This is a genomic window from Hydrogenophaga laconesensis, from assembly GCF_031457235.1.
Classification (GTDB): domain Bacteria; phylum Pseudomonadota; class Gammaproteobacteria; order Burkholderiales; family Burkholderiaceae_C; genus Hydrogenophaga; species Hydrogenophaga laconesensis.
In genome coordinates, this window is sequence record NZ_JAVDWE010000009.1 from 111437 (window position 1) to 137075 (window position 25639).

General features: G+C 66.2%; 28 protein-coding genes. 10 read left to right on the forward strand and 18 right to left on the reverse strand.

Annotated elements, in window-relative coordinates; genetic code table 11:
- Window positions 1-57: 57 nt before the first annotated feature.
- From J2X09_RS16390 to J2X09_RS16430, 9 genes are all read right to left on the reverse strand, one after another.
- On the reverse strand, window positions 58-900 hold the full coding sequence (locus J2X09_RS16390; protein WP_204731208.1) for a major capsid protein P2: 843 nt from the start codon (window positions 898-900) through the stop codon (window positions 58-60).
- A gap of 281 nt (window positions 901-1181) precedes the next feature.
- The gene (locus J2X09_RS16395; protein WP_204731207.1) at window positions 1182-1838 is read right to left on the reverse strand and encodes a hypothetical protein; all 657 of its coding nucleotides are present in this window, start codon (window positions 1836-1838) and stop codon (window positions 1182-1184) included.
- Window positions 1816-2277, reverse strand: a complete 462-nt coding sequence (locus J2X09_RS16400; RefSeq protein WP_204731206.1) for a hypothetical protein — start codon at window positions 2275-2277, stop codon at window positions 1816-1818. The genes J2X09_RS16395 and J2X09_RS16400 overlap by 23 nt, the downstream gene beginning before the upstream one ends.
- A complete protein-coding gene (locus tag J2X09_RS16405; RefSeq protein WP_204731205.1) occupies window positions 2271-2555 on the reverse strand; it encodes a hypothetical protein in 285 nt (94 codons plus the stop codon). Before J2X09_RS16405 ends, J2X09_RS16400 begins: the two co-directional genes overlap by 7 nt.
- Before the next feature lie 2 nt (window positions 2556-2557).
- Window positions 2558-2920, reverse strand: a complete 363-nt coding sequence (locus J2X09_RS16410) for a hypothetical protein (protein WP_204731204.1) — start codon at window positions 2918-2920, stop codon at window positions 2558-2560.
- A 417-nt stretch (window positions 2921-3337) separates the two neighbouring features.
- Window positions 3338-3757: a hypothetical protein gene (locus tag J2X09_RS16415; protein ID WP_204731203.1), complete on the reverse strand. Its 420-nt coding sequence runs from the start codon at window positions 3755-3757 to the stop codon at window positions 3338-3340.
- Complete coding sequence (locus tag J2X09_RS16420; protein WP_204731202.1) at window positions 3757-3981, reverse strand: hypothetical protein; 225 nt, start codon at window positions 3979-3981, stop codon at window positions 3757-3759. The genes J2X09_RS16415 and J2X09_RS16420 overlap by 1 nt, the downstream gene beginning before the upstream one ends.
- On the reverse strand, window positions 3978-4172 hold the full coding sequence (locus tag J2X09_RS16425; protein ID WP_204731201.1) for a DUF7706 family protein: 195 nt from the start codon (window positions 4170-4172) through the stop codon (window positions 3978-3980). The genes J2X09_RS16420 and J2X09_RS16425 overlap by 4 nt, the downstream gene beginning before the upstream one ends.
- Entirely contained in the window at window positions 4169-4435 is a 267-nt protein-coding gene (locus J2X09_RS16430; RefSeq protein WP_204731200.1) for a hypothetical protein, read from the reverse strand. The genes J2X09_RS16425 and J2X09_RS16430 overlap by 4 nt, the downstream gene beginning before the upstream one ends.
- Window positions 4436-4647: 212 nt before the next feature.
- On the opposite strand from J2X09_RS16430, the gene J2X09_RS16435 reads away from it, so the two are divergent.
- The gene (locus J2X09_RS16435) at window positions 4648-5061 is read left to right on the forward strand and encodes a DUF3693 domain-containing protein (RefSeq protein ID WP_310308785.1); all 414 of its coding nucleotides are present in this window, start codon (window positions 4648-4650) and stop codon (window positions 5059-5061) included.
- Between the two features lie 40 nt (window positions 5062-5101).
- On the opposite strand, the gene J2X09_RS16440 is transcribed toward J2X09_RS16435, so the two are convergent.
- Window positions 5102-5527 carry a Fur family transcriptional regulator gene (locus J2X09_RS16440; protein ID WP_204731914.1) on the reverse strand — a complete coding sequence of 142 codons (426 nt, stop codon included), beginning with the start codon at window positions 5525-5527 and terminating at the stop codon, window positions 5102-5104.
- A 135-nt stretch (window positions 5528-5662) separates the two neighbouring features.
- The gene (gene hemP, locus J2X09_RS16445; protein WP_204731198.1) at window positions 5663-5893 is read right to left on the reverse strand and encodes a hemin uptake protein HemP; all 231 of its coding nucleotides are present in this window, start codon (window positions 5891-5893) and stop codon (window positions 5663-5665) included.
- 269 nt (window positions 5894-6162) lie between these two features.
- Between hemP and aotJ the strand changes: the two genes are divergently transcribed.
- Genes aotJ through J2X09_RS16470 form a run of 5 tightly spaced genes read left to right on the forward strand, consistent with a single transcriptional unit; the run spans window position 6163 to window position 10412 of the window.
- On the forward strand, window positions 6163-7008 hold the full coding sequence (gene aotJ / locus J2X09_RS16450; RefSeq protein ID WP_204731197.1) for an L-arginine-binding protein AotJ: 846 nt from the start codon (window positions 6163-6165) through the stop codon (window positions 7006-7008).
- A 9-nt stretch (window positions 7009-7017) separates the two neighbouring features.
- On the forward strand, window positions 7018-7707 hold the full coding sequence (locus J2X09_RS16455) for an ABC transporter permease (protein ID WP_204731196.1): 690 nt from the start codon (window positions 7018-7020) through the stop codon (window positions 7705-7707).
- A gap of 10 nt (window positions 7708-7717) precedes the next feature.
- Entirely contained in the window at window positions 7718-8431 is a 714-nt protein-coding gene (locus J2X09_RS16460; RefSeq protein ID WP_204731195.1) for an ABC transporter permease, read from the forward strand.
- Between the two features lie 8 nt (window positions 8432-8439).
- Window positions 8440-9579, forward strand: coding sequence for a succinylglutamate desuccinylase/aspartoacylase family protein (locus J2X09_RS16465; protein ID WP_204731194.1), 1140 nt, complete (start codon window positions 8440-8442; stop codon window positions 9577-9579).
- Window positions 9580-9611: 32 nt separating this feature from the next.
- Entirely contained in the window at window positions 9612-10412 is an 801-nt protein-coding gene (locus J2X09_RS16470) for an ABC transporter ATP-binding protein (RefSeq protein WP_204731193.1), read from the forward strand.
- A 15-nt stretch (window positions 10413-10427) separates the two neighbouring features.
- On the opposite strand, the gene J2X09_RS16475 is transcribed toward J2X09_RS16470, so the two are convergent.
- Both J2X09_RS16475 and J2X09_RS16480 read right to left on the reverse strand, forming a co-directional pair.
- Entirely contained in the window at window positions 10428-12935 is a 2508-nt protein-coding gene (locus J2X09_RS16475; protein ID WP_204731192.1) for a penicillin acylase family protein, read from the reverse strand.
- A gap of 75 nt (window positions 12936-13010) precedes the next feature.
- A complete protein-coding gene (locus J2X09_RS16480; RefSeq protein WP_204731191.1) occupies window positions 13011-13955 on the reverse strand; it encodes an adenylate/guanylate cyclase domain-containing protein in 945 nt (314 codons plus the stop codon).
- A 352-nt stretch (window positions 13956-14307) separates the two neighbouring features.
- Here J2X09_RS16480 and J2X09_RS16485 point away from each other — a divergent pair, with 352 nt between their 5' ends.
- The gene (locus J2X09_RS16485) at window positions 14308-14643 is read left to right on the forward strand and encodes a hypothetical protein (RefSeq protein ID WP_204731190.1); all 336 of its coding nucleotides are present in this window, start codon (window positions 14308-14310) and stop codon (window positions 14641-14643) included.
- A gap of 31 nt (window positions 14644-14674) precedes the next feature.
- Here J2X09_RS16485 and J2X09_RS16490 read toward each other — a convergent pair whose 3' ends face one another.
- Together J2X09_RS16490 and tadA are read right to left on the reverse strand one after the other, a co-directional pair.
- A complete protein-coding gene (locus tag J2X09_RS16490; protein WP_204731189.1) occupies window positions 14675-15676 on the reverse strand; it encodes an LD-carboxypeptidase in 1002 nt (333 codons plus the stop codon).
- Between the two features lie 25 nt (window positions 15677-15701).
- Entirely contained in the window at window positions 15702-17093 is a 1392-nt protein-coding gene (gene tadA / locus J2X09_RS16495) for a tRNA adenosine(34) deaminase TadA (protein ID WP_310308793.1), read from the reverse strand.
- Window positions 17094-17216: 123 nt separating this feature from the next.
- On the opposite strand from tadA, the gene nhaA reads away from it, so the two are divergent.
- The 3 genes from nhaA to opgC (J2X09_RS16510) all read left to right on the forward strand — a co-directional run bounded on the left by nhaA (window position 17217) and on the right by opgC (J2X09_RS16510) (window position 21006).
- The gene (gene nhaA / locus J2X09_RS16500) at window positions 17217-18593 is read left to right on the forward strand and encodes a Na+/H+ antiporter NhaA (RefSeq protein WP_204731188.1); all 1377 of its coding nucleotides are present in this window, start codon (window positions 17217-17219) and stop codon (window positions 18591-18593) included.
- Between the two features lie 5 nt (window positions 18594-18598).
- Complete coding sequence (opgC, locus tag J2X09_RS16505) at window positions 18599-19741, forward strand: OpgC domain-containing protein (RefSeq protein WP_204731187.1); 1143 nt, start codon at window positions 18599-18601, stop codon at window positions 19739-19741.
- Between the two features lie 98 nt (window positions 19742-19839).
- A complete protein-coding gene (gene opgC / locus J2X09_RS16510) occupies window positions 19840-21006 on the forward strand; it encodes an OpgC domain-containing protein (protein ID WP_204731186.1) in 1167 nt (388 codons plus the stop codon).
- Here the strand turns inward: opgC (J2X09_RS16510) and J2X09_RS16515 are convergent.
- From J2X09_RS16515 to J2X09_RS16525, 3 genes are all read right to left on the reverse strand, one after another.
- Window positions 20981-21772 carry an SGNH/GDSL hydrolase family protein gene (locus J2X09_RS16515; protein ID WP_310308796.1) on the reverse strand — a complete coding sequence of 264 codons (792 nt, stop codon included), beginning with the start codon at window positions 21770-21772 and terminating at the stop codon, window positions 20981-20983. The genes opgC (J2X09_RS16510) and J2X09_RS16515 overlap by 26 nt on opposite strands.
- A 165-nt stretch (window positions 21773-21937) precedes the next feature.
- A complete protein-coding gene (locus tag J2X09_RS16520; protein ID WP_204731185.1) occupies window positions 21938-22828 on the reverse strand; it encodes a universal stress protein in 891 nt (296 codons plus the stop codon).
- The gene (locus J2X09_RS16525; protein WP_204731184.1) at window positions 22825-25614 is read right to left on the reverse strand and encodes an HAD-IC family P-type ATPase; all 2790 of its coding nucleotides are present in this window, start codon (window positions 25612-25614) and stop codon (window positions 22825-22827) included. Before J2X09_RS16525 ends, J2X09_RS16520 begins: the two co-directional genes overlap by 4 nt.
- Window positions 25615-25639 lie beyond the last annotated feature (25 nt).

Sequence of the window (25639 nt, forward strand, 5' to 3'; positions counted from 1 at the left end):
ACCCCGCCGGCGCTCATGGCCGGCGGGGGGTCTACGCTCGCTTCGGGGGATATCCGGTTACGGGCGCTCGTTCGTCGTGATCGACTCGGTGTAGATGTTCCAGGTGCCACCGGTGTTGACGTTGAGGCGGATGTCCAGGTTCTGGATCACCTTGGGCTTGCCATCGGCGCCGATGATCTGGCTGGTGTTGAGCATGTGGCCCATCAGATCGTGCTCGGTGAAGTCCACCACGAAGAGACCGGCCTGCGGCACCTTCTGGTAGGTCTTCTGGAAGAACTCGGCCTGGCCCTGCGTGATGCTCTCGAACTCGTCGGCGCCCTCGCGGCGCACACGCACGAAGTTCAGCTGCGCGAGCGTGCCGAAGAAGTACATGCGCTTGATCTGCTCGCCGTTGAGGCCGGAAGGCAGAATGATCTGTTCCTCGGTCGCGCCGCCCAGCACGCGCTGGGTGAAGCGGTTGCGCACGATCAGGCGGTTGGCACTGGGCACGTCCACCTCGGCCACGGCCTTGACGGTCGATGCGGCGGTGACCGTGTAGGTGGCCAGGTCGAATTCCAGCACCATGTCCTGCACGCCGGCCTCGGCGGTCGCGGCGTAGGCGCCCAGCGTCATCGCGGCTTCATCCTTGCCGCGCGGCTCGATGAAGTTGAACTCCAGCACCTGCGGATCGCTGGTGAGGCGGTTGAACAGGTTGGCCGCGACCATCTGCGCGGCGGTGTTCCAGCGGATGCGCTCGGCGCCGTTGAGGCGCAGCACGATGTTGCTGATGAGCGTGGTGTTGATGTTCCCGCCCAGGAACAGGATGATCTTGTTGTACGTCACGCCCAGGGGCAGGCGGATGGTGACCCGCTGGTTCGGGCCCACGTTCTGGATCAGGGGAAGTTGGACCTTACGGGTCATGGTGTGCTCTCGGTGGTGGTTGCGACAAAGCCGCCAGCAATGCCGGCGGCGCACTCGGTGGAGACGTTCAGCCTTGCAGGGCTTTTTGCACCAGGGGGCGGGTGAAGCCGATCTGGTTCAGGCCGTAGATGACGCCCAGCACAACGGCGGTGGTCATCAGGGCGTCTTTGATCTTGGCTGCGGACATGGGTGGTTCTCCTGTGAGAAGTGTTGAAGGTTGGGAGCCTCGATTCAAGGGGGCAACCCGTGACGTAGCAAGCCCTGCGGCCCGTACGTAGGGCCTACGTAGCCCCCCCCCGCTTCTTCTTCAAAACAATGGTTTTTTTGCCACTCTGGCCGGTCCGCCAGTCCCGTTCCAGGCAGTTGATCGTGGTCGCCTGGTCGGTTTCTGCCGTGGTCAGCGCCGCGATCTCGGCATAGGGCACATCGAACAGATCCGCCATCACGGCCTTGTCCTGGCGAAAGCGCAGGGTGAACACGCGGCAGTAGGTCAGGCCCGAGAAAAAATCTTTGTCGCAGTCCGCCGGGCGCTGGGTGGCCGCGATCACGCGCAGGCCCTGGTGCCGGCCCTGTTTCGTGATGCGGCGCCAGCTCGGCGGCGCCCAGCTCGCGCGCGTCACGCCGTTCAGCTCCTCGACCATGAAGGTGCAGTTCCCCGCGGCGAACACGGCACGGCACAGCAGATCGAATTTCTTCGCGTGCGTATCGGGGTCCGGGCCCGGATCGAACGACACAGCAAAGCGCTTGCCCTTGAGCGCCTGGCACACCTCGGGGATGGTGCGCACCGTGCGCCCGAAACCGGCGTATTCGTTGAGCGGGTCCCACGCAATGAAGCGGTCGGGCTTGGTGGCCTTCAGGTGCTCGCGCACGCTCACGCCCTTGCCCGAGCCCGTGGCGCCGATGTACGCGCGGAGGTCAGGACGGTTGCTGTTGTCCATCGACACGCTCCACGGGTGGCGGCGACACGCGCAGCAGCTTCAAGGTGGCGAGCGCCGGCATGCCCAGCGCCATCATCAGCTGGATGTACGGGCCATAGCCCTCGAACAGCTGGCCCAGCGTGAGGCCGTGTTTCCGGGCCACGGCAACGATGGCCTTGCCGATCTCGACAAGCTGCTTGTCGTTCCAGACCTGCAGCAGCGGTTCCTGCACGTGGTCGGGCGCGAACGGCAGCGCAGCCGCGCGCAGCAGGCCAAGCGCTTCGGCCAGTTCCTCGGCTTCGCTGGCGAGCACCTGCTGTTCCTGGCGAACGTCTGCCGCCGGCGGCGCGTCCAGGCCGGCGCCCTCGGTCGCAATGGCGTCCAGCGTGGTGAAGTCGCCCACCTGGTCATCGGCACCAGGTGGAGCGGGCGGGGGGGATTTTTCGACGCGGGTCACCATGACAGCAGGCTCCTACGGGGTGCGGGTGGTGGGGGTGGTGCCGGCGGCTCGGGCGCCGGTGCTGGCGCCGGCGGTGCCGGTTCAGGGCTCGGGGCGGGCCCGGCCTTGGGGATCAGATCGCGCAACAGCTCATCGCTGCGCTCGCTGCGCGCGAAGCCCTGAAAGTTGCAGCCGTTGCACGTGACGACGCACAGCTGTTTCGAGCTGAGCGTGTAGCGGGCCTTCGCCGAGCGGCACACGGGGCAGATGCCCTGCCCCAGCTTCACGGACTCGGCCATGGTCAGGCCGCGTCGGCGGATGCGTTCGCGTGCTCGCGCTGCAGCGTGGACAGCGCCAGTTGCGCGTGCAGGGACTGTTCCTCGGCGGGCAGCGCGTCGAACGCCTCGGGGCCCGGCTCGTACGCGTCGCGCGCCAGGCGCAGGAGGTCGGCGGCGGAATAGTCGCGCCCGGCCACGGTGGCCACAACCGGATCGAGCGGCGGAAACACCGGCTCATCGTCGGCGCCGAGGTCGGGGTGCGCGGTGGGGGTGGTGGGCTCGACGGCCTGGGCGATCAGCAGCGCCAGGGCGGAAACGTCGGGGCCGGTGGTGGCCGTGGCGGCGGCGAAGTCGCGCAGCGCGGCAGCGAACTGGTTCGGGGACATGGATCGTGCTCCGTTCGATCCAGCACCCTGCAGGGAGTGGCGGGATTATGGCCGATTTGGGGCGTTTTTCCGTACGGGGTGAGGCCCTGCCCTACCCCGGGGCCCGTTCGTGGCGCCTAGCCCTGTCTGCGCGCCCGGGTGCCGTACGCGGCGTGGATGGTGGCGACCTACAAAACTCCCCCGCGCCCTGATAAGCCGGCTGTTGGGGAGCCGGTCCGAAGGCCGGCGGGGCGAAGCCCCTCGGGGGCCCGGCTTGGCCCCCTTGGGGGCCTGTTGATGCATCCCCCATGGGCGTTGGTTATCCACAAAAAGTTGTCCCCCGAAGGGGTAGGGGTTAAAGAATGCAACGGTCAGTGATACCCCTGGGTTGTGCCCTGGGCTTAGTCCGCGTCCGTACGGCTGGAAGCCGCATAGAACCTAGCTTTTTTTATTCACACCCCTGGGCTTTACCCTGTGTTCTAAAGCGCTGGGCCTGCGTTTTTCCGTACGGGTTTTTGCGCGGCTTCTCACGTACAGGCGGAGCATCCCCTGGGTCTCGTTTCGTTCGGTGTTTCGCGCCACCAGCTTGGCGTCTACAAGCCACTGGACGGCCCGACGCACCTGGTCAATCGTGGGCGGGGGCATGCGCTTGCCCTTCTCGGGCGGTGGCGGTGTGCACAGCTCGATCAGGCGCTTGTAGTTGGTGATCTGCTCGCCGCTGTTGAAGTCGGCCTGGCTCACCAGGATGAAGTAGAGGTGCACCGTGAGCGGGTCGCGGAGCTTGTTCAGGAGGATCTTCAGCTCCTCGCCCTCGAACCGCAGGAACGAGGGCGTGAAGATGGTCGCGGGTAACGGCATCAGGCCGGGCGCTGCGCGAGGCACAGACCGGCGCACTCCCCTTCGGGGTACCCGCACCCGCTGGCGGCGTGTTCGCAGCGCCTGGCGGGCGCCTTGGGGCCTGGGCGGGGGAACATGGGGAGTTCCACGCGGACGGCCAGGCAGCGGTTACCGATGCCCTCCATCAGCATGCCCATGCACGAATGGCTCGGGTATCGGCAGGCTTCGCACTTCGGGGTGCTCATCGCACCGCCACGCCGGATTTTTCGAGGGCGGTGCGCACCAGGTCCATCGCGTGGAGCATGTGGTACGCCTCATCCTGGTTGACCGCGTTGTTGCGGCAGTCCTGGAAGCCGATGCGCTTGCACAGCTCGGCCAGCGCGTAGGCCGCGAAGGGTTCCAGCTCGACCTTGATCGTCACGGCGTGGTGGCTCATGTGCGCACCTGCAGGGCGCGGATCAGGCGGGCTTCCGCGCTGTCGAAATCGGGGGTGTGGTAGCTCAGCTGCAGCCGGGCTTCGGCCTCGGCGCTGCGGATCGTCATGGCCCGCACGAAGCACTTGAAGGGCTTGCCGTGGGCGCTGAATTCCAGCTCCCAGCCAGGCATGGCCGAGGGGTCGAGCGGTGAAGGGAGGGACTGCAGGCGCGGCAAGGCCGCGAACTGGACCGACGCGCGCCGGTCTCGCTGAGTGGTTTCCATGATGCTGCTCTACCGACGCCCCGCGCGCTCCGTTAAGAGCGCCCCCCGGCTGGAAACTCACTGCAGGGTGCCGGATTTGGCGTTGGACCGGGGGGCAGCGCGAATATGCCCTAATGGCCCTGTACATGTCAACGACAATTCAGGGCATTGCACGTATTAGGGGTTTACAGCATCATCCCGTACGTACGGAAACCACCCTGCAAGGACTGGATATGCAAACAGTAGACACCCTACTCGACACGGTGAAAAGCAAGCACGGAATCAAGTCCGATTACAAGCTGGCGCAGTTCCTGAAAGTCACCCAGCACACCATCGCCAATTACCGCCACGGCAGAAGCCGCCCCGACGATCTAACGTTGCATCGTCTGGCCGAATTGGGTGATGTGCCCAGGGAGGAAATCGACCTGCTGGCGGTGAAACTCCAGGCCGAACGCGCGTCAACCGATGAGGCGCGGGCATTGTGGTCGCGGATCGCGGCGCGCCTTCAAGGCGGCGCGGTGCACTCTGCTCTGTTGGCGGTCCTGGTGGTGCTGGGCTTCATCACCGCCCCGCCGAACGCCCACGCGGTAGTTACCTCGCCCGCTACTATTTCCGCAGCACCGGCCAACGGTTTGTATATTATGTAAATAAAAAAATGGGGAGAAAACCACGCCGAGATGTGTCCACTCACCCGTTGCTCATGGACGGCTTCCCACCGTAAGCCGTCAAGACAAAGTTGTCGAGCTCATAGCCAAGGTTCGACGCCACCATACGCAACCTCGCTTCGATCTCGGGGTCGAAGAACTCATGGACGGCGCCTGTACGGTTGCAAATCAGGTGGCCATGGTGACGTTCGCCGTCGTTGAGTTCATAGACGGCCTTGTTGTTGCCGAGTTGGTTCTTCTTGAGCAACCCAGCCTGTTCAAATTGCCCGAGCACGCGGTACACCGTGGCCAGTCCGAGGCCGAGATGGGGTTGTTCCGCCAGCAGCAGGCGGTACACATCTTCCGCCGCCAGGTGGCGTTGCTCGCTGGACAGGAAAAGGCCCAGGATCTTCAGGCGCGGCAGTGTCGGCTTGAGCCCGCTGCGCTTCAGGTCTGCGGAGGGTTCCATGGGCATGCCCGCAAAGGATGAAGTCAAGGGTGCGTGCGGTTGTGGGGAAAAAAAAGCATGGCTGGCCGGCAATGCGCCGATGGCTAGCAAAAACGACGCCTGGGAACCATGCCCAGGGTCGCCCCACGAAAAAACCTATTTGGTCAGGATGAGTTTGCCCAGCTTGGTGGCTTGCAGCTTGTACAGCGAACCGTTGTGTTCGATTTGCACGCACTTGCCTCCCCGTAGGAGCGAGATGCTGTCGATGTGCGGCAGTGCGCCCATGGCGGGAGACGGGTCCGCTGCGTTCTCACCCCTCGGCACAGTGGCGGCGGCAACGCGCCGCGGGATGCTCAAACGCTGGCGGGTGATCGGCTCTGTCTGCATGGCATCGCTCCTTGGTTCGCGAATCGACGACGGTTGTCACCTGAATCCATGGAGCGAAGCATAGCACATAAATGCGACTGATTCGCATTTCATTTAACAACCTTCGCGAAGGCGGGCGCGCCTTCTCGCGGGTCTGTTGATGCTCACAGGCACGGCGCGTTTGTTGCTACAGCTATCGGGGAAACACCGGGCTCCCGGATGAGTCGAGACTTACAATGCAAACGCCTGTCACAGCCGCATCTTCATGCGGTATTCAAACGAAAGACATTATGAAAAACCTGTTCCTTTCCCTGAGTCTGATCGGTGCCGCCGCCTTGGTGGGTTGCGGAAAAACCGAAACGCCCGCGCCTGAAGCTGCGCCGGCCGCTCCCACTGCTGCGCCGGCCGCCGCACCCGCGCCGGCCGAGCTGCCTGAACTCAAGGTTGCTATCGACCCGACCTACGAGCCCTTCACCTTCAAGACCGCCGACGGCAAGCCCACCGGCTTCGATGTGGACATCGCTGAGGCGCTGTGCAACGAGATCAAGCGCAAGTGCGTGTATGTGGAACAGGTCTGGGACAGCATGATCCCCGGTCTGCAAGCCAAGAAGTACGACGCCATCATCAGCTCCATGTCCATCACGGAAGAGCGCCAGCAAGTGGTGGACTTCACGGACAAGTACTACTTCACCCCCAGCCGTATCGTGGTCAAGACCGGCACCGCCTACACCGACCCGGCTTCGCTCAAGGGCAAGAAGATCGGCGTGCTCAAGGGCAGCACGCAAGAGAAATACGCCATGGGTGAACTCAAGCCCGCAGGCGTGAGCGTGGTTCCCTACGAAGCCCAGGATCAGGTCTATCTGGACATCAAGTCCGGTCGCCTCGATGGCACCGTGGCCGATCAGGTCGAGGTCAACGGCGGCTTCCTGAGCAAGCCCGAAGGTGCCGGCTACGGCTTCGTCGGCCCGGTGCTGAATGAGGCCAAGTACTACGGCACCGGCGTGGGCGTGGCCCTGCGCAAGGGCGAGACCGCGCTGAAGGACGAGCTCAACGCCGCCATCAAGGCCATCCGCTCCAATGGCGTCTATGAGACGGTGAGCAAGAAGTACTTCGACTTCGACGTGTACGGCAACTAAGCCGTTCCCGTGCTCTCCGGCTACTTCGACTCGATCCTGCAAGGCGCCCTCCTGACGGTGGGCGTCTCGCTGGCCGCCTTGCTGGTGGCCATCGTGCTGGGTCTGCTGGGCGCGGTGGCCAAGCTCTCAGGCCGGCGCCCGCTGGTGGCGCTGGCCACGCTGTACACCACGCTCGTGCGTGGCATTCCCGAACTGGTGCTCATGCTGCTCATCTTCTACGGCGGCACCATTGGTCTCAATCACCTGCTGGCCGCTGCCGGCAGCAAGTCGTCGGTGGACATCAACCCCTTTCTGGCCGGGGTGCTCACCATCGGATTCATCTATGGCGCCTACATGACGGAGACCTTCCGTGGCGCCATCCTCTCGATTCCCAAGGGCCAGATGGAGGCCGCCTGGGCGTTCGGCATGGGGCCCCTTCGGACCTTCCTGCGCATCACCGCCCCGCAGATGGTGCGCTACGCCCTCCCCGGCTTCACGAACAACTGGCTGGTGCTGATCAAGGCCACCGCCCTGGTCAGCCTGATCGGCCTGAAGGAAATGACCTATCTGGCGAAGCAGGCCAGTGCCGCCACGCGCGAGCCTTTCACCTTCTTCCTTTTCGCCGCGGCGCTGTTCCTCATCTACACCTCCGTTTCCCTCTGGGCACTGCGCTGGCTGGAACGCCGCTTCAGCCTGGGCGTGAAGCGCGCCAGAACCTGAGAACCGGCCTATGCGGTGGGACGTCATCTTCCAGCCCAACAACCTCGCCATGTACGGCGACGGGCTGCTCACCACCGTCTGGCTGTTGCTGTCTTCGCTGGGGGTGGGCGCGGTACTGGCGCTGCTGTTTGCCCTGGCACTCACCAGCTCGATCGCGCCGCTGCGCTGGATCGTCGGTGCCTACACCTATGTCATCCGCGGCACGCCGCTGCTGATCCAGCTCTACCTCATCTATTACGGCCTGGCGCAACTGGACTGGATCCAGGCGCGCTGGAACGATGTCTGGCCCTGGACGCATTTCAAGGAGCCGTTCTTCTGCGCCCTGCTCGCCTTCAGCCTGAACACGGCCGGTTACACCGCCGAGATGCTGGCGGGCGCGATCCGCGAGACTTCCGCCGGTGAGATCGAGGCGGCTCAGGCGATGGGGATGAGCCCGGCGAAGGCGATGTGGCGCATCGTGCTGCCCAGTGCCATGCGCCGTACGTTGCCGGCGTACAGCAACGAGGTGGTGATGATGCTGCACGCCACCAGTCTCGCGAGCACCGTGCCCGCCATGCTCGACGTGACCGCTGCCGCCAGCCGCATCTACTCGGACTACTACCTGCCGTTCGAAGCCTATATCTTTGCCGCGGCGATCTACCTCACCATCACCTTCAGCCTGGTGGGCATGTTCAAGCTCGCCGAGCGGCGTTTCCTGGCCCATCTGGCGCCCCGCGGGCACTGAGATCGTTCATGCGGCGCGTCGAATACCCTCTCCTGAGCCCCAGTCTGGGCAGCCAGAAAACCCTGGTGGGTTTTCACTATGGCACGCCCGGTGCTCGGCCCAAGGTGTACGTGCAGGCAAGTCTGCACGCCGATGAACTGCCCGGCATGCTGGTGGCCCACCACCTGAGGCAGTTGCTGGACGAGGCCGACGAGGCTGGCCGTTTGCGGGGTGAAGTCGTTCTGGTGCCGGCGGCCAACCCGATCGGCCTGAGCCAGCGGCTCGATCACCGCGCCATGGGCCGCTTTGAATTCGATACCGCCCAGAACTTCAACCGCCACTACCCCGACATGGCCGCGGCCGTGCTGGACGATGCCCGTCCGCTGATGACCGCCGACGCCACGTCCAACGTCGCGGTGGTTCGCCAACTCGTCGGCCAGTGGTTGCAGCAGTGGACGCCCTCGAGCGAACTCGAGAGCCAGCGCCGCCTGCTGCTGCTGCTGTCGCACGACGCCGACCTGGTGCTGGATCTGCATTGCGACACCAATGCGGTGATGCACATGTACAGCGAGGAAGCCTGCTGGCCCCCCTTCGAGCCGCTTGCACGCTTGCTGGGTTGCCAGGCGGTGCTGCTGGCACGCGAGTCGGGCGGAGGCCCCTTTGACGAAAGGCTCTCGGGACTGTGGTGGCAGCTCGCCGCTGCGCTGAAGGCCTCGGGCGTGAAGGGCCCTCTTCCGCAGGCGTGTGCCAGCACGACGGTGGAGCTGCGCGGCGAAGGCGACGTCTCGCATGAACAAGCCCGTCAGGACGCGCGGGCGATCCTGGCATTTCTCGTCCATGCGGGCGCGCTGGCCAGCCACGGGACCCATGAGCTGCCCCCCATGGCCTGCAAGCCCACGCCGCTGGCCGGATCTCAGACGCTGCGCTCGGCCATGCCGGGCGTGCTGGTTTTTCTTGCGCAACCCGGTGACACGGTGTCCGTGGGCGACGTGGTGGCCGAGGTCATCGACCCCACCGCCGAAGGCGCCGCGCGTGTGCATGAGGTGCGTGCTGAAGTGGCCGGCGTCCTGTACGCGGCCATTCGCGAACGTTATGTCACGGCCGGCGGCGAAGTCGGCAAGATCGCGGGCGCCACACCGTTTCGCACAGGCGATCTGCTGGGCGCATGAGTTTCATTTCCACCGAGCATCGGGCATAGATCATGACTGCTGACCCCACCGTCCCCCGCACGCCTGGCCGGCCTCTGCTGGAAGTCCACGACATCCACAAGCGGTTCGGTGAGAACGAGGTGCTCAAGGGCGTTTCGCTGCAGGCCCGGGCGGGAGACGTGATCAGCCTGATCGGCAGTTCGGGCTCGGGCAAGAGCACCCTTCTGCGCTGCATCAACCTGCTGGAGAACCCGAACAGCGGGCGCATCCTGCTGGGTGGCGAGGAACTGCAGCTCAGGGTCGACCGTCACGGCGAGCTGCGGGCGGTCAATGCGGCCCAGCTGCAGCGGCTGCGCACCAAACTGGCCATGGTGTTCCAGCACTTCAACCTCTGGGCACACATGACGGTGTTACAGAACATCATCGAGGCGCCCGTGCATGTGCTCGGCATTCCGAAAGACCAGGCGGTGGAAACCGCTCGCCGCTACCTGGAGCGTGTGGGTCTGCGCGGGGTGGAAGATCGCTATCCGTCGCACATGAGCGGAGGCCAGCAACAGCGGGTGGCGATTGCCCGCGCGCTCGCGGTGGAACCTGACGTGATGCTGTTCGATGAACCCACCAGCGCGCTCGACCCCGAGCTCGTGGGCGAGGTGCTGCGCGTGATGAAGCTGCTGGCCGAAGAAGGCCGCACCATGGTGGTGGTGACACACGAAATGGGTTTCGCGCGCGAGGTGTCCTCCCACCTCGTCTTTCTGCACAAGGGATGCATCGAGGAACAGGGTGTTCCGAGAGAGGTGCTGGCGAATCCCAAAAGCGAACGGCTCGCGCAATTCCTCTCGGGCAACCTCAAATAGGCCGCCAGCGGCTTGTCAGGGGCTGGCGGGCGGCCGCAGCTCCAGTGTGGATCGCCACTGCGCGGGCTTCATCGTCAACACGCGGTACTGCACCGCCATCCAGGCATCGCTCATGTCGCGGTAACGGCCAGAAAACACGTTGCCGCTCTGCCCCGTCTGGTAGATGAAGCGGGACTCGTCCAGATTCGCGAGGTCGTACACCGCGCGCAGGCTGGCGGCGTGTCGGTTGGCGTAGGGTGCGTCGGCCTTGTCCAGGTGGTATTGGCCCACGTTGACCGTGAACGGATCGCCACCCGTGGGCGTGCGCACCTCGAACAGCCTGGCCAGTGGCTTCACGTTGCTCAGGGGCCGGTGGATCGAGATGGCAGGATGGGCATCACCCCAGCGCCAGGTGGACACATCGCTGCCGTGCACGGCCTGCAATGCATTGAGGGCGTCGGTCAGCGCCTGACCGCTCGCAGCGGCGCAGCCCGGTGCGCCGCACCAGCTGGCATCGTCCCGTTCCAGAATGCCTTCCACCGCGTTGCGGAACAGGCGCTTGCCGTACATGCCCTCGAACCGTTCGCGGCCCAGCCGCTCGCCAATCACGCGGCGCGTGAAGGTGTCCACCCATGCCGTGTAGATCAGCGGTGCCGCCGCGTCGGCCCGCATGTCGCCCTTGAAGTCGCGCAGCGCGCTCAGCGCTGCCGCGGCCAGGGGGTGGTCGGACGAGGCTTTCTGCAGGAACGGCAGCAGGCGCATCGTGGCCGCCGCGTATTGATCTGCGTGGATCTCACGGAATGACTCCAGCGTGTGTTTCGGGGTCTTCTCCAGCAAGGCTTCGATGCGCTCCTGACGGTACGGCGCGGCCCAGTCCTGGGTGAGAAAGTGCGGGTAGTCCGGCGCATGGATGCGCTGGTTGGCCGTCGCGATCCATCCGCGCGCGCCATCGTCCTGCGGGGTTTCCTCGTACGGCAGCCAGCCCGCCCAGTCGTAGCGCGGGTCCCAACCTGGCGAGGGAGCAACACCGCGGATGTCGTTGTCGGGCGCACGCACGGGCACGCGGCCAGCCGCCTTGTAGGCGATGCGGCCGGTGCGATCGGCCATGACGACGCTCTGCATCGGTGCGTGGAAATCGCGCAGGGCACGCAAGAGGTCGTCCACCGACTGTGCGCGGTTGGATTCGAGTGAGGCCACCACGTTGCGGCTGTCGGCGTCGAGTGCGGTCCAGCGCAGCGACAGCACGAAACGGCGTGTGTCGATCACATCGCCGTGGCGCGCCTGAGCGTCGCTGAGCACGGGACCATGCCGGGTGCTGCGCACCATGTGGCTCACGTCAGGCTGACCCTTGACGCGGATGGTTTCCATGCGCAAGCCGAAGTTGGCCCAGGCCGGCTCTTCGCCCGTGGACGGCACGCGGTACTGCGCAGGGTTGGCCGGGTTGATCTGCTCCAGGTAGAGGTCCTGCACGTCGGGGCCGGTATTGGTGAATCCCCAGGCCACCTGCTGTGTGCGGCCGAGCACCACGAAAGGCGTGCCCGGCAGCGTGGCACCGATCACGTCCATGCCTTTGATGCCACCGACATCGGGGGCCTGCAGGCGAGCGAAGTACCAGATCGCCGGCGCGCTCAGGCCCAGGTGCGGATCGTTCGCCAGCAAAGGCATGCCCGAAGCACTGCGTGCCCCGTTCACCACCCAGTTGTTCGAGCCTTTGCCCTCGATGTTGCCCAGCTCGTCTGCCCAGCGCTGCAGGTCCTGCCCGATCTGCTCGCGCACCGAGGCGAGCACCCCCGCCGCTTCCGGCGCCCGCGACGTCGCGGCCGGCCGCGCACGGTAGATACCCAGTTCGCGGTAGAGCCTGGCCAGATCGGCTGTGGCCGCCGGCTGCTCACCCGGATACGGCGGAAACAGTTCCCACAGGGCCTTTGTGTCGATGGCTTCCAGCGCCGTGAGCCGTGCGAACTCGTTGCCCCAGTTGCCACCGAGGTCGAGCGCCATCATCAGCGACCAGGCCACGCTGTCCGCTGGATCCCAGTAGCGCCCGGCGGCGGCTTCGTCACGCGGGTTGATACCCAGCAGCAGGAACTCGGGTGTCAGCAACTGCTCGGTGTGGGCGAAGAACGCATTCACGCCATCGCTGTAGGCCTGCAGCGATTCGCGAGCCTCGGCCGGAAGGTTCTCGAGTTGCCGCAGTGCCGCATGGCGCAGGCCCAGCGTGCGCATGAGCTTGTCGGTCTCCAGTGTGGAAGGTCCCAGCACTTCGGACAGTGTGCCGCGCATGATGCGGCGGTTGAATTCGAGTTGCCAGCCACGCTCCTGCGCGTGCACATAGCCCATGGCCATCCAGGCGTCGCGCGGCGTGCTGGCCAGGATGTGGGTGACATCGCTGGCATCGCGGTGCACCTTCACCGGTGCGGACAGGCCGCCGACGTTGAGGCTGCCTTCGGTCCTGGGCAAGCTGCGCCAGGCGTAGAAAGCCGCGAGTGCGGCGGCGAGCGCCAGCAGCAACGTCAGAAGGCCGAAGAGTCGTTTGATCCAGCGCACGATGTGGTCCCCAAGATGTCTTGTTGCGAAGCGCGGTGGTCTTGCCCGCCACCCTGGCGCCCTCCCCCTCGGCGGCTACTTCTCGATGCCGCCGGGCGCGATTGAAAGGTGTCCCTCGACCAGCCTGAAACGCACCGTGGGCGCGCTGAAATCGCTGAAGGGGGCGCCCATCGCGATCTCGCCATCGCTGTGCAGCAGGCATTCCTGGCGGCGCAGCGCAATCACGTTGTCACCCGCGCCGAAGCGCACCCAGGTGCCATAGCTGCTGATGTCTTCCAGCACGTAGTTGCCAGAGCGGATGTCGATGTTGGCGTGCATGCGCGAAACCCTGGGATCGCTCACCACGAAGTCGGCCTCGGGCACCCGGCCGATCTTCAAGGGCAGATCGGTCAGGTTGAAGGCGTGCGTGGAGTCCAGCCAGGACAGTTCAAAACCACCGAAGACAGACTCCTTCATCGGGCTGAGCGCGTGCAGGTCGGCCGGCAGCGTGAGGAATTCGGACAGCATCTCGGGTTGCCACTCGACGCGAAACACCTCGCAAGGCTCCACGCGCCCCTTGATGCGCATGGGGCCCAGGCTGCGACTGCGCACCCCGTGGCGGGGGCCGAGTTTGCGAATCACCGTGTCGGTGGCCATGATCTGTTCCGGGCCTGCAAGATCGCTCAGGCGCGAGGCCACGTTGACGGCGTCCCCAAAGCAGTCACCGTCGACCACGACCACCTGACCGCGCGCCATGCCGATCTGCATCATGAGCTTGAGGCGGTCGGGCCATTGCATGACCCGTTTGGCGTGCTCCTGCTGGATCTGCACCATTGCATCAACCGCGTTGCGGTTGTTGGAGAACGACATGAGCACGCCGTCCCCCAGCATCTTGACGACCGTTCCCCCGTTTTCCACCCCCATGGAGCCGATCCATTGGGTCAATTTGGTGACGGCTTTGGTGGCACGGTCGTTACCCAGTGTTTCAAACACGGACACGCTACCCGTCAAATCCACGAAAGCAATAGTCAGTTCGGCCATAGGTGAAGCAAATATCCGCTGGATTACAACACACCACCGGGGGTATTCCTTGTCCCCCCGAAACCATGGTTTTTCACCCTGTGGCGGATGCCAAAGTGGGCTCGAGCACGCCGCCTGAAATCACACTTGTTGATACCGCTATGGCTGTCGTCACAAAACCGACCTCAGCATGGCCTGGCACGCAAAAAGCGTAAAAAGGTATTAACAACATGAGAAACACATTCAAAAGTCTTCAGTAAATACATGATTTATTTGTTGTTTTTTGCGTGTTGTCAAACATTCCCGATTGCAAACACTCGGACGCGGGACGTATCCTGCGACCAATTAGTACAAAGTCGTTGAGGCCACTTCCATGCGCTGGTTCAAACCCGGTATCCGCAACAGCATTTCAGCCCTTCTAAGCCCTGAGGCGCGCAAGGACTCACCCGAGTCGCTAGAACCCGTGCGCGAAGCCATGCTGGCGGCCCTGGGCGAAGACGGCGCCAGGGTCAATCCACAGCTCACCCGCAAGCTGAAGTACCTGCACGATGCCCACGCCCTGTGGTTCGCGCGCGCCGAAATGGTGGCCGTGTTGAGCCAGCTGCATGGGGAAGCACTTGCGGTGCACCGAGTGAAGAGTCTCTCCCCGGTGTTCCAGGGCCTGGTGCCCAAGAGCCTCATGGACGCCTGCCGCATCCGCAGCAGGTAAACGCCTCTCCCTGCGAAGCCCCCTTCGTGCTTCAGCCCCAATAGATCAGGGCGTCGCGCCCTTCCACCATCAGATCCACCTTGCGTCCGACGGGCAGCAGCACCTTGGTCGGCACGTGCCCGAAAGGCAGCCCGGTGAACACCGGCGTTCTGGTCTGCGTGCGCAGCCAGTCAAAAACCGTCTGCAACTTGAAGCCCCGGTCGTAGCCGGGGACGAGCTTGAACCGGTTGAAGGAACCCATCAGCACCGCCTTCTGCTTGCCGATGATCCCGGCGTTGAGCAGCTGTGTCAGCTGGCGTTCGATGCGGTACGGATGCTCGTTCGCATCTTCCAGGAACAGGATGCCGCCTTCGATCGCCGGCAGGTAGGGCGTGCCCACCAGCGCACAGATCACGTTGAGGTTGCCGCCCCACAGCGTTCCGCCGCGCACCTTGAACAGTGGCGGCTGCTCGGCGTTCTTGCCCTTGCTCTGAAGGGTCTTCGCATCCGACGCCGGCAAGCGCCAGCCCGCGCCTTCGCCGTGCCCGACCAAGAGGTCGTCGAAACAGGCCTCCATGATGTCGTCGGGCGCTTCGGCGCCGAAGTCCTCCCCCAGCGCCGGACCGGCCCAGGTGGTTGCGCCGGTCCTGGCCAGCACCGCCATCTGCAGCGCCGTGAAGTCGCTAAGACCCACGAACTGCGTACCGCGTTCGATGGCCTTGGCAATCTTCCTGAAGGGCAGCTGGCCGACGATGCGGGTGAGCCCGTAGCCACCGCGCGAGATCAGCGCCACATCCGCACCGCTCGCCGCCGCGCGGCCAATGGCGGCGATGCGGGTTTCGTCATCGCCTGCGAAGCGCATGTGGCTCGACAGTGCCGCCTCATCGATTTCCACCTCATGACCCAGCGCCTTGAGCCTCGCCACGCCACGGCGGAACGCGGCCCTGTCGCGCACGGCACTGGAGGGCGAGTAGATGTAGATGTGCCGAGGGCCGTGACGGTGTTCGTGGTTGCAGGCGGGGCCGCAATGGTGATCGTGTTGATCGTGGCTCATGGAAGTCGACGGCAAAAGGGCTTGATTATCGGGGTGCGACGGGGCCGAAGTGGCGCACCGCAGCGTGGGCGATGGCTTCGCCATGCTCCTGCACAAAGTGCCCGGCCTGCGGCAACCGCAGCGGTTCCGGGCAACCGCGGATCAGGGCGTGCAGGGACTGCATCACGGGTTCGCCGAGCACAGGGTCCTGCTGGCCGATGGCCATCAGGCTGCGACCCTGCCATTGGCGGGACCAGAACTCGCGAGCCTCTCGGCTGATGGCCGCGCCATCGTCGTCATGGTGCTCGGGCACACGCGCGGGAAAGGCGCGCAAGGCGGCACGGTGGCCACGGTCGGGGAACGGCGCGTTGTAGGCGGCGCACTCCTCTGCCGTCATCTGCGGGTTGCCGCGCGCGAACAGGCGCGCCACGTCGAATTCGGGGTTCTGTGCGCACATCTTCCGCCAGGCCAGAAAACCGGGCGACAGCGGCGTCTCGCCCGTCGCCAGGATGGTGTTCATCACCAGCAGGCCCTGGTAGCGATGCGGCGCGGCCATGGGCAGGGTCAGGCCGAGCAGGCCGCCCCAGTCCTGCACCACCAGCACGACATTGCGCAGGTCGAGGCGTTCCACGAATTCGAGCAGCACCTGCCGATGCCAGCCGAAGGTGTGGGCGCTTTCCTTCTTGGGCTTGTCGCTGCGGCCAAAGCCGATGAGATCGGGGGCCACCACCCGGCCTCCGCTCGCCTCGAACACCGGGATCATCTTGCGGTACAGGTAGCTCCACGCCGGGTTGCCGTGCAGGCAGAGCCAGGTGACGGGCGCCTCGGCCGGACCTTCATCCAGGTGGTGCATGCGCAGGCCGTCCAGCGCGGGCAGATCATTCAGGTAGCGCGGTCGCCAGGGGTAACCTGGCAGATTCTGGAAACGGTCATCCGGGGTGCGCACGGCGTCGTCGCGCACCGGTTGCGGGTTGATGCGGCGCTCCTTGAAGAAGCCGCGCAGCAGCTGCGCGCCCTCCTCCGCCAGCACGCCGCCCTGCACCTGCGTCTGGTGGTTGAGTTGTGCATGTTCGAACAGGTCCAGCACGGAACCCGCCGCGCCGGTCTTCGGGTCTGCGGCACCGAACACCACACGGGCCAGCCTCGCGTGCAGCATGGCGCCGCTGCACATGGCGCAGGGTTCCAGCGTCACGTAAAGCGAACATCCGTCGAGCCGGTAGTTGCCCATTGTCTGTGCCGCCGCACGCAGGGCGACGATTTCGGCATGGGCGGTGGGGTCGTGCTGGTCGATGGGGGCATTGCGGCCCGTGGCGATCACCTGCCCGTCCTTCACCACCACGGCGCCCACCGGCACTTCACCAGTGGCGCCCGCCTGGCGGGCTTCGGCCAGCGCCAAGCGCATGAAGTGCGCGTCGTCGGGGGCGGGCGTGTCGGGCATCCGGGGAGTGTAGGCGAGCGCGCATACCCCATCGGGTAAAATGCACGCCGGGTGTTCGCGCTGCATGCCGCAGCGAAACAGGTTCATGCGCTGGTCGGGCCGCCACGCGGAATTGTCACGACCATGAACCGACCCTCCTCCCGGCAGGACCTGCCGCGCGCCCAGTTGCTCACGCTGCGCGCCTTTGCCACCCTCCAACGTTTTCTGCACATCGAGGCCGTCAGTGGCGTCGTCCTGCTGATCGCTGCGGCTGTCGCCCTCATCTGGGCCAACTCCCCCGCCGCCGCCATCTATCAGGCGGTGTGGCACGCCCCACTGACGTTCGGCCTGGGCGAATGGATGGTCTCGCAGTCCTTGCACTTCTGGATCAACGACGCCTTGATGGCGGTGTTCTTTCTTGTGGTCGGCATGGAGATCCGCCGTGAGATTCACGAAGGTGCACTCGCCAGCCTGAAGCTTGCCGCCTTGCCCATGGCAGCGGCTTTCGGCGGCGTTCTCGTGCCCGCCCTGATCTACGTTGCCCTGAACACCGAGCCGACGCAACTGCAGGGATGGGCCGTGCCCACCGCGACCGACATCGCATTCGCTGTCGGCGTGCTGGCCCTGCTGGGCCGCTCGATTCCCGGCAACGTGCGCGTGCTGCTGCTGGCGCTGGCCATCATCGACGACATCGTCGCGGTGCTGATCATCGCGCTCTTCTACTCGGGCGGGCTGGACTACAGCGGCCTGCTGGTGGCCGGTCTCGGCATTGCCATGGTGCTCGGCATGCAGCACATCGGTATCGGATCCGCCTGGGCCTATGTGTTGCCGGGTGCCGTGTTGTGGCTTGGCTTGCTTCAGACGGGTGCCCACCCGACGCTGGCAGGTGTGGTGCTGGGCCTGATGACGCCCGTGCTGCCCACCCGCACGCGGGAGCGCCCCGTGGACATGGCCACCCGCGCGGTGGACGCATTGCGGACCGGGAATGACCGCACGGCCCACGAGCTCGTGGAGCCATTGAAGGCCTTGCGCCTGGCCCAGCGCGAAGCCCTGCCGCCCGTCACCCGCGTGCAGATGGCGCTGCACCCCTGGGTGGCCTTCGGTGTGATGCCGCTGTTCGCCCTGGCCAACGCGGGGGTGACGCTGGAAGGCGTGGACCTGGATCTGGGTGGCGCAAGCACGGTGACGCTGGGGGTGGTTCTGGCCCTGGTGCTTGGAAAGCCGCTGGGCGTGATGCTGGCCAGCTGGCTGGCCGTGCGCATGGGCTGGTGCCAGTTGCCGGTGGGCGTCAACTGGTCCGGTGTCATGCTGGTGGGCCTCCTGGCAGGCATCGGTTTCACCATGTCCATCTTCATAGGCACCTTGGCATTTGCAGACGACAACCTGCTCAATGCCGCCAAGCTGGGGGTCCTGCTCGCTTCGCTGCTGGCCGCCGTGCTGGGTCTTGGCTGGGGTGCCATGCAGGCCCGCCGTGCCCGCCGGCTGGTCTCCTCTGGCATGATCGCGGGTTCTTCTGGTTAACCCTGATGCCACACGCCCCGCAACGCCGCTGGGAGCTCGACGCCCTGCGGGGCCTGATGCTCGTCCTCATGACGCTGACCCACATGCCAACGATGTACTCGTTGCCATCGGGTCAGCCGTTCGGCTTTGTCTCGGCGGCGGAGGGGTTCGTGTTTCTCTCTGCCTTCATGGCAGGACGCGTCTACGGTCGCCGGGCGCGACGCGACGGTTTGCCAGCCATGCAGACCGCCTTCCATGAGCGCGCGCTCAAGCTCTACCTGTGCCAGCTCGGCCTGTTGCTGCTGGCGTTCACGCTGATCGCCTGGCTGGGCGTGTACAACCGGCAAGGCGGTGTCACCGGGCTGCTGGAATTCTTCTTCATGGACCCTCAGGCCGCCGTGGTGGGCGCCGCGCTGCTGCTGTACAACCCGCCGCTGCTCGACATCCTGCCGCTGTACATCGTGATGATGCTGGTCAGTCCCTGGCTGCTGCGCCGTGGCTACCAGCAGGGCTGGCGGGGCCTGCTGGCCGTCAGCGGACTGCTCTGGCTGGGTGAGCAATGGGGCCTTGGCCACGTTGTGCACCAGGCCATCGAAGCACTGACCGGCCTGCCGATCCCGTACCGGTACACCGGTGCCTTCCACTGGCTCGCCTGGCAGGCCCTGTGGGTGGTCGGTCTGTGTCTGGGGGCCCGCGAACAGCCTTTGCCGCGCGTGCCGCGCTGGATGCTGGCGCCAGCGGCCCTTTACGCCCTGGGCATGTTCGTGTGGCGGCACGTGGCAGGGCAGGATCCGCTGCCCTGGTTACCCGCGGTCGGCGTGCTCCTCGACAAATGGTCGCTCGGGCCGATGCGGGTGCTGAATTTCGCCAGCGTGTTCCTGCTGCTGGTGACCATCTGTCCCTGGCTGACGCGGATGCTGCCCCGCCTGGAACCACTGGAGCTGCTGGGGCGCCACTCGCTGGTGGTGTTCTGCACCCACATCGTGATCGCGTTGTTCACCCTCGCCTTCTTCGGCTCCACACAGGTCATCCGCCCCTGGACCACCGACGTCACGCTGCTGCTGGCCGCCTTCGCTGGCCTGTTCGCCGTGGCCATGCTGGCGCAGCGGCACGAGCGTCATGGCTTGCGACCCTGGCTGTTCTGGCGCCCCCGCCCCCAGGTCCACTGACGCCCCCACGTTGCGAGGGGAACTTTTGCCCTGTCGCACGGCCCCGAGCAGGGATCGGTTAACTTGGTGTATTCCCGCCAACCTGCCAGGAATCAGACATGAGCCAGGACGACCGCCAGTGGGAACTGGACGCCATGCGCGGCTTGATGCTCGTGCTGATGACCCTGACCCACCTCCCTACCCGGCTTGCGGACCCGCTGGGCCAGCCATTCGGCTACGTGTCGGCTGCCGAGGGTTTCGTGCTGCTGTCGGCCTACATGGCCGGCCGCGTGTATTCCGCGAAAGCCGACAGGCAAGGCGCCGAAGCCATGAAGACGGCCTTTTTCAACCGCGCCGTCAAGCTCTACGCCTGCCAGCTGGCCCTTGTGGTGTTTGCGTTCACGGCTGTCGCCGGCCTGGGCCTGGCCTTGCGCGAAGGCGCTGTGACCGACATGCTGGCCTTTTTCCTCGAGCGACCGGTGGTCGCCACGCTCAGCGCGGGCCTGCTGCTCTACAGCCCTGCGCTGCTCGACATCCTGCCGATCTACATCGTGTTCATGCTCCTGAGTCCACTGGTGTTGTTGCACGGCATGCGCCACGGTTGGGGTGCTGTGATGGCGGTGAGCCTGGCGCTCTGGTTCGGCGCGCAGTTCGGGCTCGGACCAGCGCTCTACCAGATGGCCACCGGCTGGTTCGACATGCCGCTGCGCTACCGCGACATGGGGGCATTCGAGATCTTCGCCTGGCAGTTGCTCTGGGTCATCGGCCTCTGGCTCGGCACCGAGCACAGCGAGCCCGGTCACCAGCCCACCCGGTTTCCGCGCTGGATGGTACTGATCGCGATCTCGCTGGCACTTTTTGCCTTTGTCTGGCGCCATGCTGTCGGGCAGATACCGATGCCGGGCCAGTCGCCGGTGAACCTGATGTTCGACAAATGGCACCTGGCACCGCTGCGCCTGCTCAACCTGCTGGCCCTGGTGGTGCTCGCCATGTACTACGCGCCCTGGCTCAAGCAGCATCTGCCGCGCTGGCGACCGCTGGAGGTGCTCGGCAAGGCCGCGCTGCCGGTGTTCTGCGCCCACTTGGTGGTGGCGCTGCTGGCCCTGGCCGCGTTCGGCCCCGCCAACCCCGCCAGGCCTGTCTCGGTGGATCTGCTGATCCTCTTCATGGGGTTCTACACCCTGTGGCTCGTGGCCCGCGTGACACTGGCGCGAGACCGCAGGGTCGCACAGCGAAAGGCCCGCAAGGGGCCGGTGCGGCTCAGCCCTTCAGGTGCAGCGCGATGATCTGCCGCCACAGGGCATAGCCCTCGGCATTCATGTGCAGGCGGTCGGCCTGGAAGAGTTCGGGGCGCGGTTGCCCATTGGCATCGAGCATGGCCGAGTGCACGTCGATGAAGTCCAGCTGCGGTTCCGTGGTGCTGTAGGCCTTGATCAGCTCGTTGGTTTCGCGCACCGCCGGCATCATGCCGGCACGCAGCGGGCTGGGCTTGATGGAGACGAAGGCGATCCGGCTTTCTGGCAGCTCGGCCTTGACCGCACGCACGAAGGCGGTGAATCGGTCGAGCACGTCGCGCGGGGTGGCGCCCTCGGACAGGTCGTTCTCACCCGCGTAGACCACCACCATGCGGGGCTTGTAGGGCAGCACGAGCCGGTTCACCAGCTTCACACAATCCAGCAGTTGCGAACCACCAAAGCCCCGTTTGATGACCACGGGCTGGTCGGAAAAACTCGTCTCCAGATCGTTCCAGAGCCGGATCGACGAGCTGCCCACGAACACCACGCCACCCGGCTGCGGTGCCTGTTTCAGATCGGCGGCGGCAAAGGCCTCGAAACTGGCGCTCCAGCGGGGGTCGATCGCTGCGAGCTGCGTGGCCGCCGGTGGTGCCGCCACCGGCGCACTCGCGGGCACGGCCACCGCCAACTGGGTGACGGCGGGTGCCTGGGAGGCCACGGGGGTCTCGGCCTGCGCAAGGGCCGAAGAACCGATGCTCAGCAAAGCGGCCAGGGCCAGCTCCAGGGGCAACGGTGAACGCAAGGAACGGTGGGTCACGTGGTGCAAGGCGTCAGGGAGAGATGAAGGCGCTGAATGGACAGCCCCATCTCCGGAAAGTTCAGACCCCGCCAGTGTAAAGATCGGTATCCGGTGGGTCCACCTGGTGCCGGGAAAGTGTTGTCCTGAAGCCCCACGGGGCCCCGTTCGTCGGAACCGCTGGACTCAGGTGGCCTCTGGTGGCACGACCAGCACGTCGTTTTCCGCGATTTCCAGCACCCGCTGCGCCACGCTGCCCAGCAGCAGCCCGAGCACGCCACGGCGCTGCTGCGTGCCGAGCACCACCAGGTCGGACGGATGGGCCTGGCCGTGGGCGTGCAGCAGCAGCGCCGTGTCGCCATGCTCCAGCCAGGTGCGCAGGCGCCGCCCCGCCTCGGTGGGGAGATCGCAGGACTGGATGAACGCGTCCGCCGCCCGTTCCGCCTGCGCCAGGCCATCGGCGCGGACCTTGGTCATGTCCACACCGCCAATGGCCGGATAGGGGTTGTCGAACGCGTGGAAGAGCGTGAGCGTGGCCTCGGGAAACAGCGCGGCAGCGGTGCGCAGCGTGTGGCGCGAGGCCTGCGAGAAGTCGGTGGCGACGATGACCTGGCTGTAGGGCGCGCGTGGCCGGCTGCGCACCACCAGCAGCGGCACAGGCGACCGGCGCGCCAGCGCTTCGACGGAGGACCCCAGCACCACACGGCTCAGTGCCTCGTTGCGCGCCACGCCGGTCACGATCAACTGGCTGCCCTCGGCGCCCGCCACTGTCAGCACGGTATCGGTCACAGCGCCCTGCTCGACCCGGGGCACCAGGGGCAGGTCACCTTCGCCGGCGATATCGGCCCGAAGGCGCCGCTCGGCCAGCACACGGCGCGCCGTGCCGCCGGCCAGTCCGCTCGCGCGCGCGAGCACCGAGGTGGGTGCCTCCGCGGGTTCGGGCTCGACGACGGTGAGAGCCACCAGGCGGGCATCCCAGTCGCGCGCGAGTTGCACGGCCCGGTCCAGGGCGCGGTCGCTGCGGCTGCTGAGGTCGGTGGCCAGCAGGAGGTGACGCGGGGTGGTGGATGTGCTCACTGGGCAGTTCCTTTCAGGGTGGTCGGGCCGGTGTCACGGGCCGTCGGATTCAGTTCCGGAAAGACCTGCCAGCGCCGCAGCAGGGCCTTTTCCACTTCCAGCACGACCATGGAGAGCACGCCGATGGCCAGGATCACCAGCCCGTCGAGCAAGGGCACCGCCCGGGTGTCGAACACCGCCTGCATCCATGGCGTGTACGTGAAGGCCATCTGCGCCAGCACCACGCCCACCACCGCCCACAGCACCGCAGGGGTTCCGCGCGCGCCGCGCCAGGTGAACGAGCGCATGTGCAGGTAGCGCACGTTGAAGAGGTAGAAGATCTCCATCACGCACAGGGTGTTGACCACCATCGTGCGGGCCAGTTCCACACCGAAGCCGCGCACCGTCGCCCAGCCGAAGATGCCAAATGCCCCGGCCGTGAACAGCAGGGACACCAGTACCACGCGCCAGACCATGAACGGCGAGAGCAGCGCCGCGTCGGGCGAGCGCGGGCGGCGCTGCATCACACCCGGTTCGGCGGGTTCGAAGGCCAGCACCAGCCCGAGCGTGATGGTCAGGATCATGTTGATCCACAGAATCTGCGTGGGCGTCATCGGCAGCGTGAGGCCGAAGGCCAGCGCCGCGATGATGGCCAGCACCTCGCCACCATTGGTCGGCAGCGTCCAGGCGATCACCTTGCGGATGTTGTCGTACACCGTGCGCCCCTCGCTCACCGCGGCCACGATGGAGGCGAAGTTGTCGTCGGCCAGCACGATCTGCGCGGCCTCCCTGGCCGCATCCGTGCCCTTGTGGCCCATGGCGATGCCCACATTCGCCTGCTTGAGCGAGGGTGCGTCATTGACACCATCGCCGGTCATCGCCACCACATGGCCCTCGCTTTGCAGGGCCCGCACGACGCGAAGCTTGTGTTCCGGGTTGGTGCGTGCGAAGACGTGGGCGTTCAGCGCCAGGGTACGCAGGTCGCTGGCAGACGCGGCATCGAGCTCCTGCCCCGTCACCACCACCGGCTGCACCGCCAGATCCAGCTGGCGTGCGATGGCCGCCGCCGTGGCAGCGTGGTCGCCCGTGATCATTTTTACCGCGATGCCGGCGCTGCGGCAATCGGCCACCGCCGCCATGGCTTCGGTGCGCGGCGGGTCGATGAAGCCCACCACCCCCAGGAAGACGAGTTCATCCGCGTCGGAGAACGCCAGGCGCGCCGGGACCGGGTTCAGGCGCCGGCGGGCGAAGCCCAGCACGCGCTCGCCAGCGGCGGCGGCCTCGGCGATCGCCTGTTGCCAGTGCGCCTCGTCCAGCGCTTGTTCCGTGCCCTGCGCGTCGAGTTGCGCGCGGCTCATCGCCAGCAAGCGCTCGGGCGCTCCTTTCACCAGCAGGTCGGCACCGCCTTCGGCGCGGTCGTGCAGCGTGGCCATGAAGCGGTGCTGGGCATCGAATGGAATCTCGTCGGCGCGCGGGTGCACCGCGCGCTGCGTGGCAGGCTGCAGTCCCGCCTTCATGGCCAGGGCCACCAGCGCGCCTTCCATGGGATCGCCATCGACCCGCCATCCACCTTCCGGCGCCTGCAGCAGGTGCGCGTCGTTGCAGAGCAGCGCGGTCTCGATGAGGCTGCGTGCATTCAACGGCAGCGTGGCACAGCCTTCGGGCAGGTCCAGCGTGCCCACGGGTTCGTAGCCCGCGCCGTTCACCATCACGCAAGCGGTATCGGTCACCACGCGGCGCGCGGTCATCTCGTTGCGCGTGAGCGTGCCGGTCTTGTCGGAACAGATGACCGTGGTCGCCCCCAGCGTTTCCACGGCCGGCAGGCGGCGCACGATGGCCTGACGCCCCGCCATGCGTTGCACACCGATGGCCAGCGTGATCGTGATCACCGCCGGCAGGCCTTCTGGCACGATGCTCACGGCGATGGCCACCACCACCATCAGCGCGTCCACCCAGTGGTGATCGCGCACGAACACGACGAACAGGAACAGCAGCGCGGCCAGCACCGCCGAGAACAGGGTGAACCAGCGGCCGAAGCCGTTGATCTGCCGCAGCAACGGTGTGGCGAGTGAACGCACCTCGCCCAGCAGGCGGCTGATGTGGCCGATTTCGGTGTGGCGACCGGTGGCCACCACCACCGCGCTGCCCTGCCCCGCCGCGACCAGCGTGCCCGAATAGGCCATGGAAGACCGGTCCCCCAGCGCGGCACTGGTGGCCACGGCATCCTCCTGCTTCGAGCTCGTCACCGACTCGCCGGTGAGGATCGCCTCGTCCACCAGCAGGCCGCGCGCGCGCAGCAGCCGAAGGTCCGCTGGCACGCGGTCGCCGGCTTCGAGCAGCACCACGTCGCCGGGCACCAGGTCGGCCACCGGCACCGTCTCGCGGCGCCCGTCACGCAGAACACGCGCGTTGGGCGCCAGCATGCCGCGCAGGGCATCGAGCGCCTGTTCGGCGCGCCCCTCCTGCACGAAGCCGACGATGGCGTTGACCAGCACCACGCCGACGATCACCGCCGCGTCGATCCAGTGGTCCAGCAACGCGGCCATGGCGGCCGCGGCCAGCAGAAAAAGGATCAGCGCGTTGTTGAACTGGTCCAGCAGGCGCAGCATGGGGTGCACACGGGGTGGTGCGGGCAGTTCATTGGGGCCGGCCTCCGTCAGGCGGCGGGCCGCTTCGGCGGGCGCCAGTCCTTCGCGACGGCTCCGGAGCGTTTCGAGTACCGTGTCGGGCGCCCATGCATGCCAGTCCTGCGAGGATGCGTTGGCGGCCTCCGACGCGCCGCTGGCGTGGGTCGTGGCGTGATTCATGCCCGGAATAGAACACGTCGAGGGG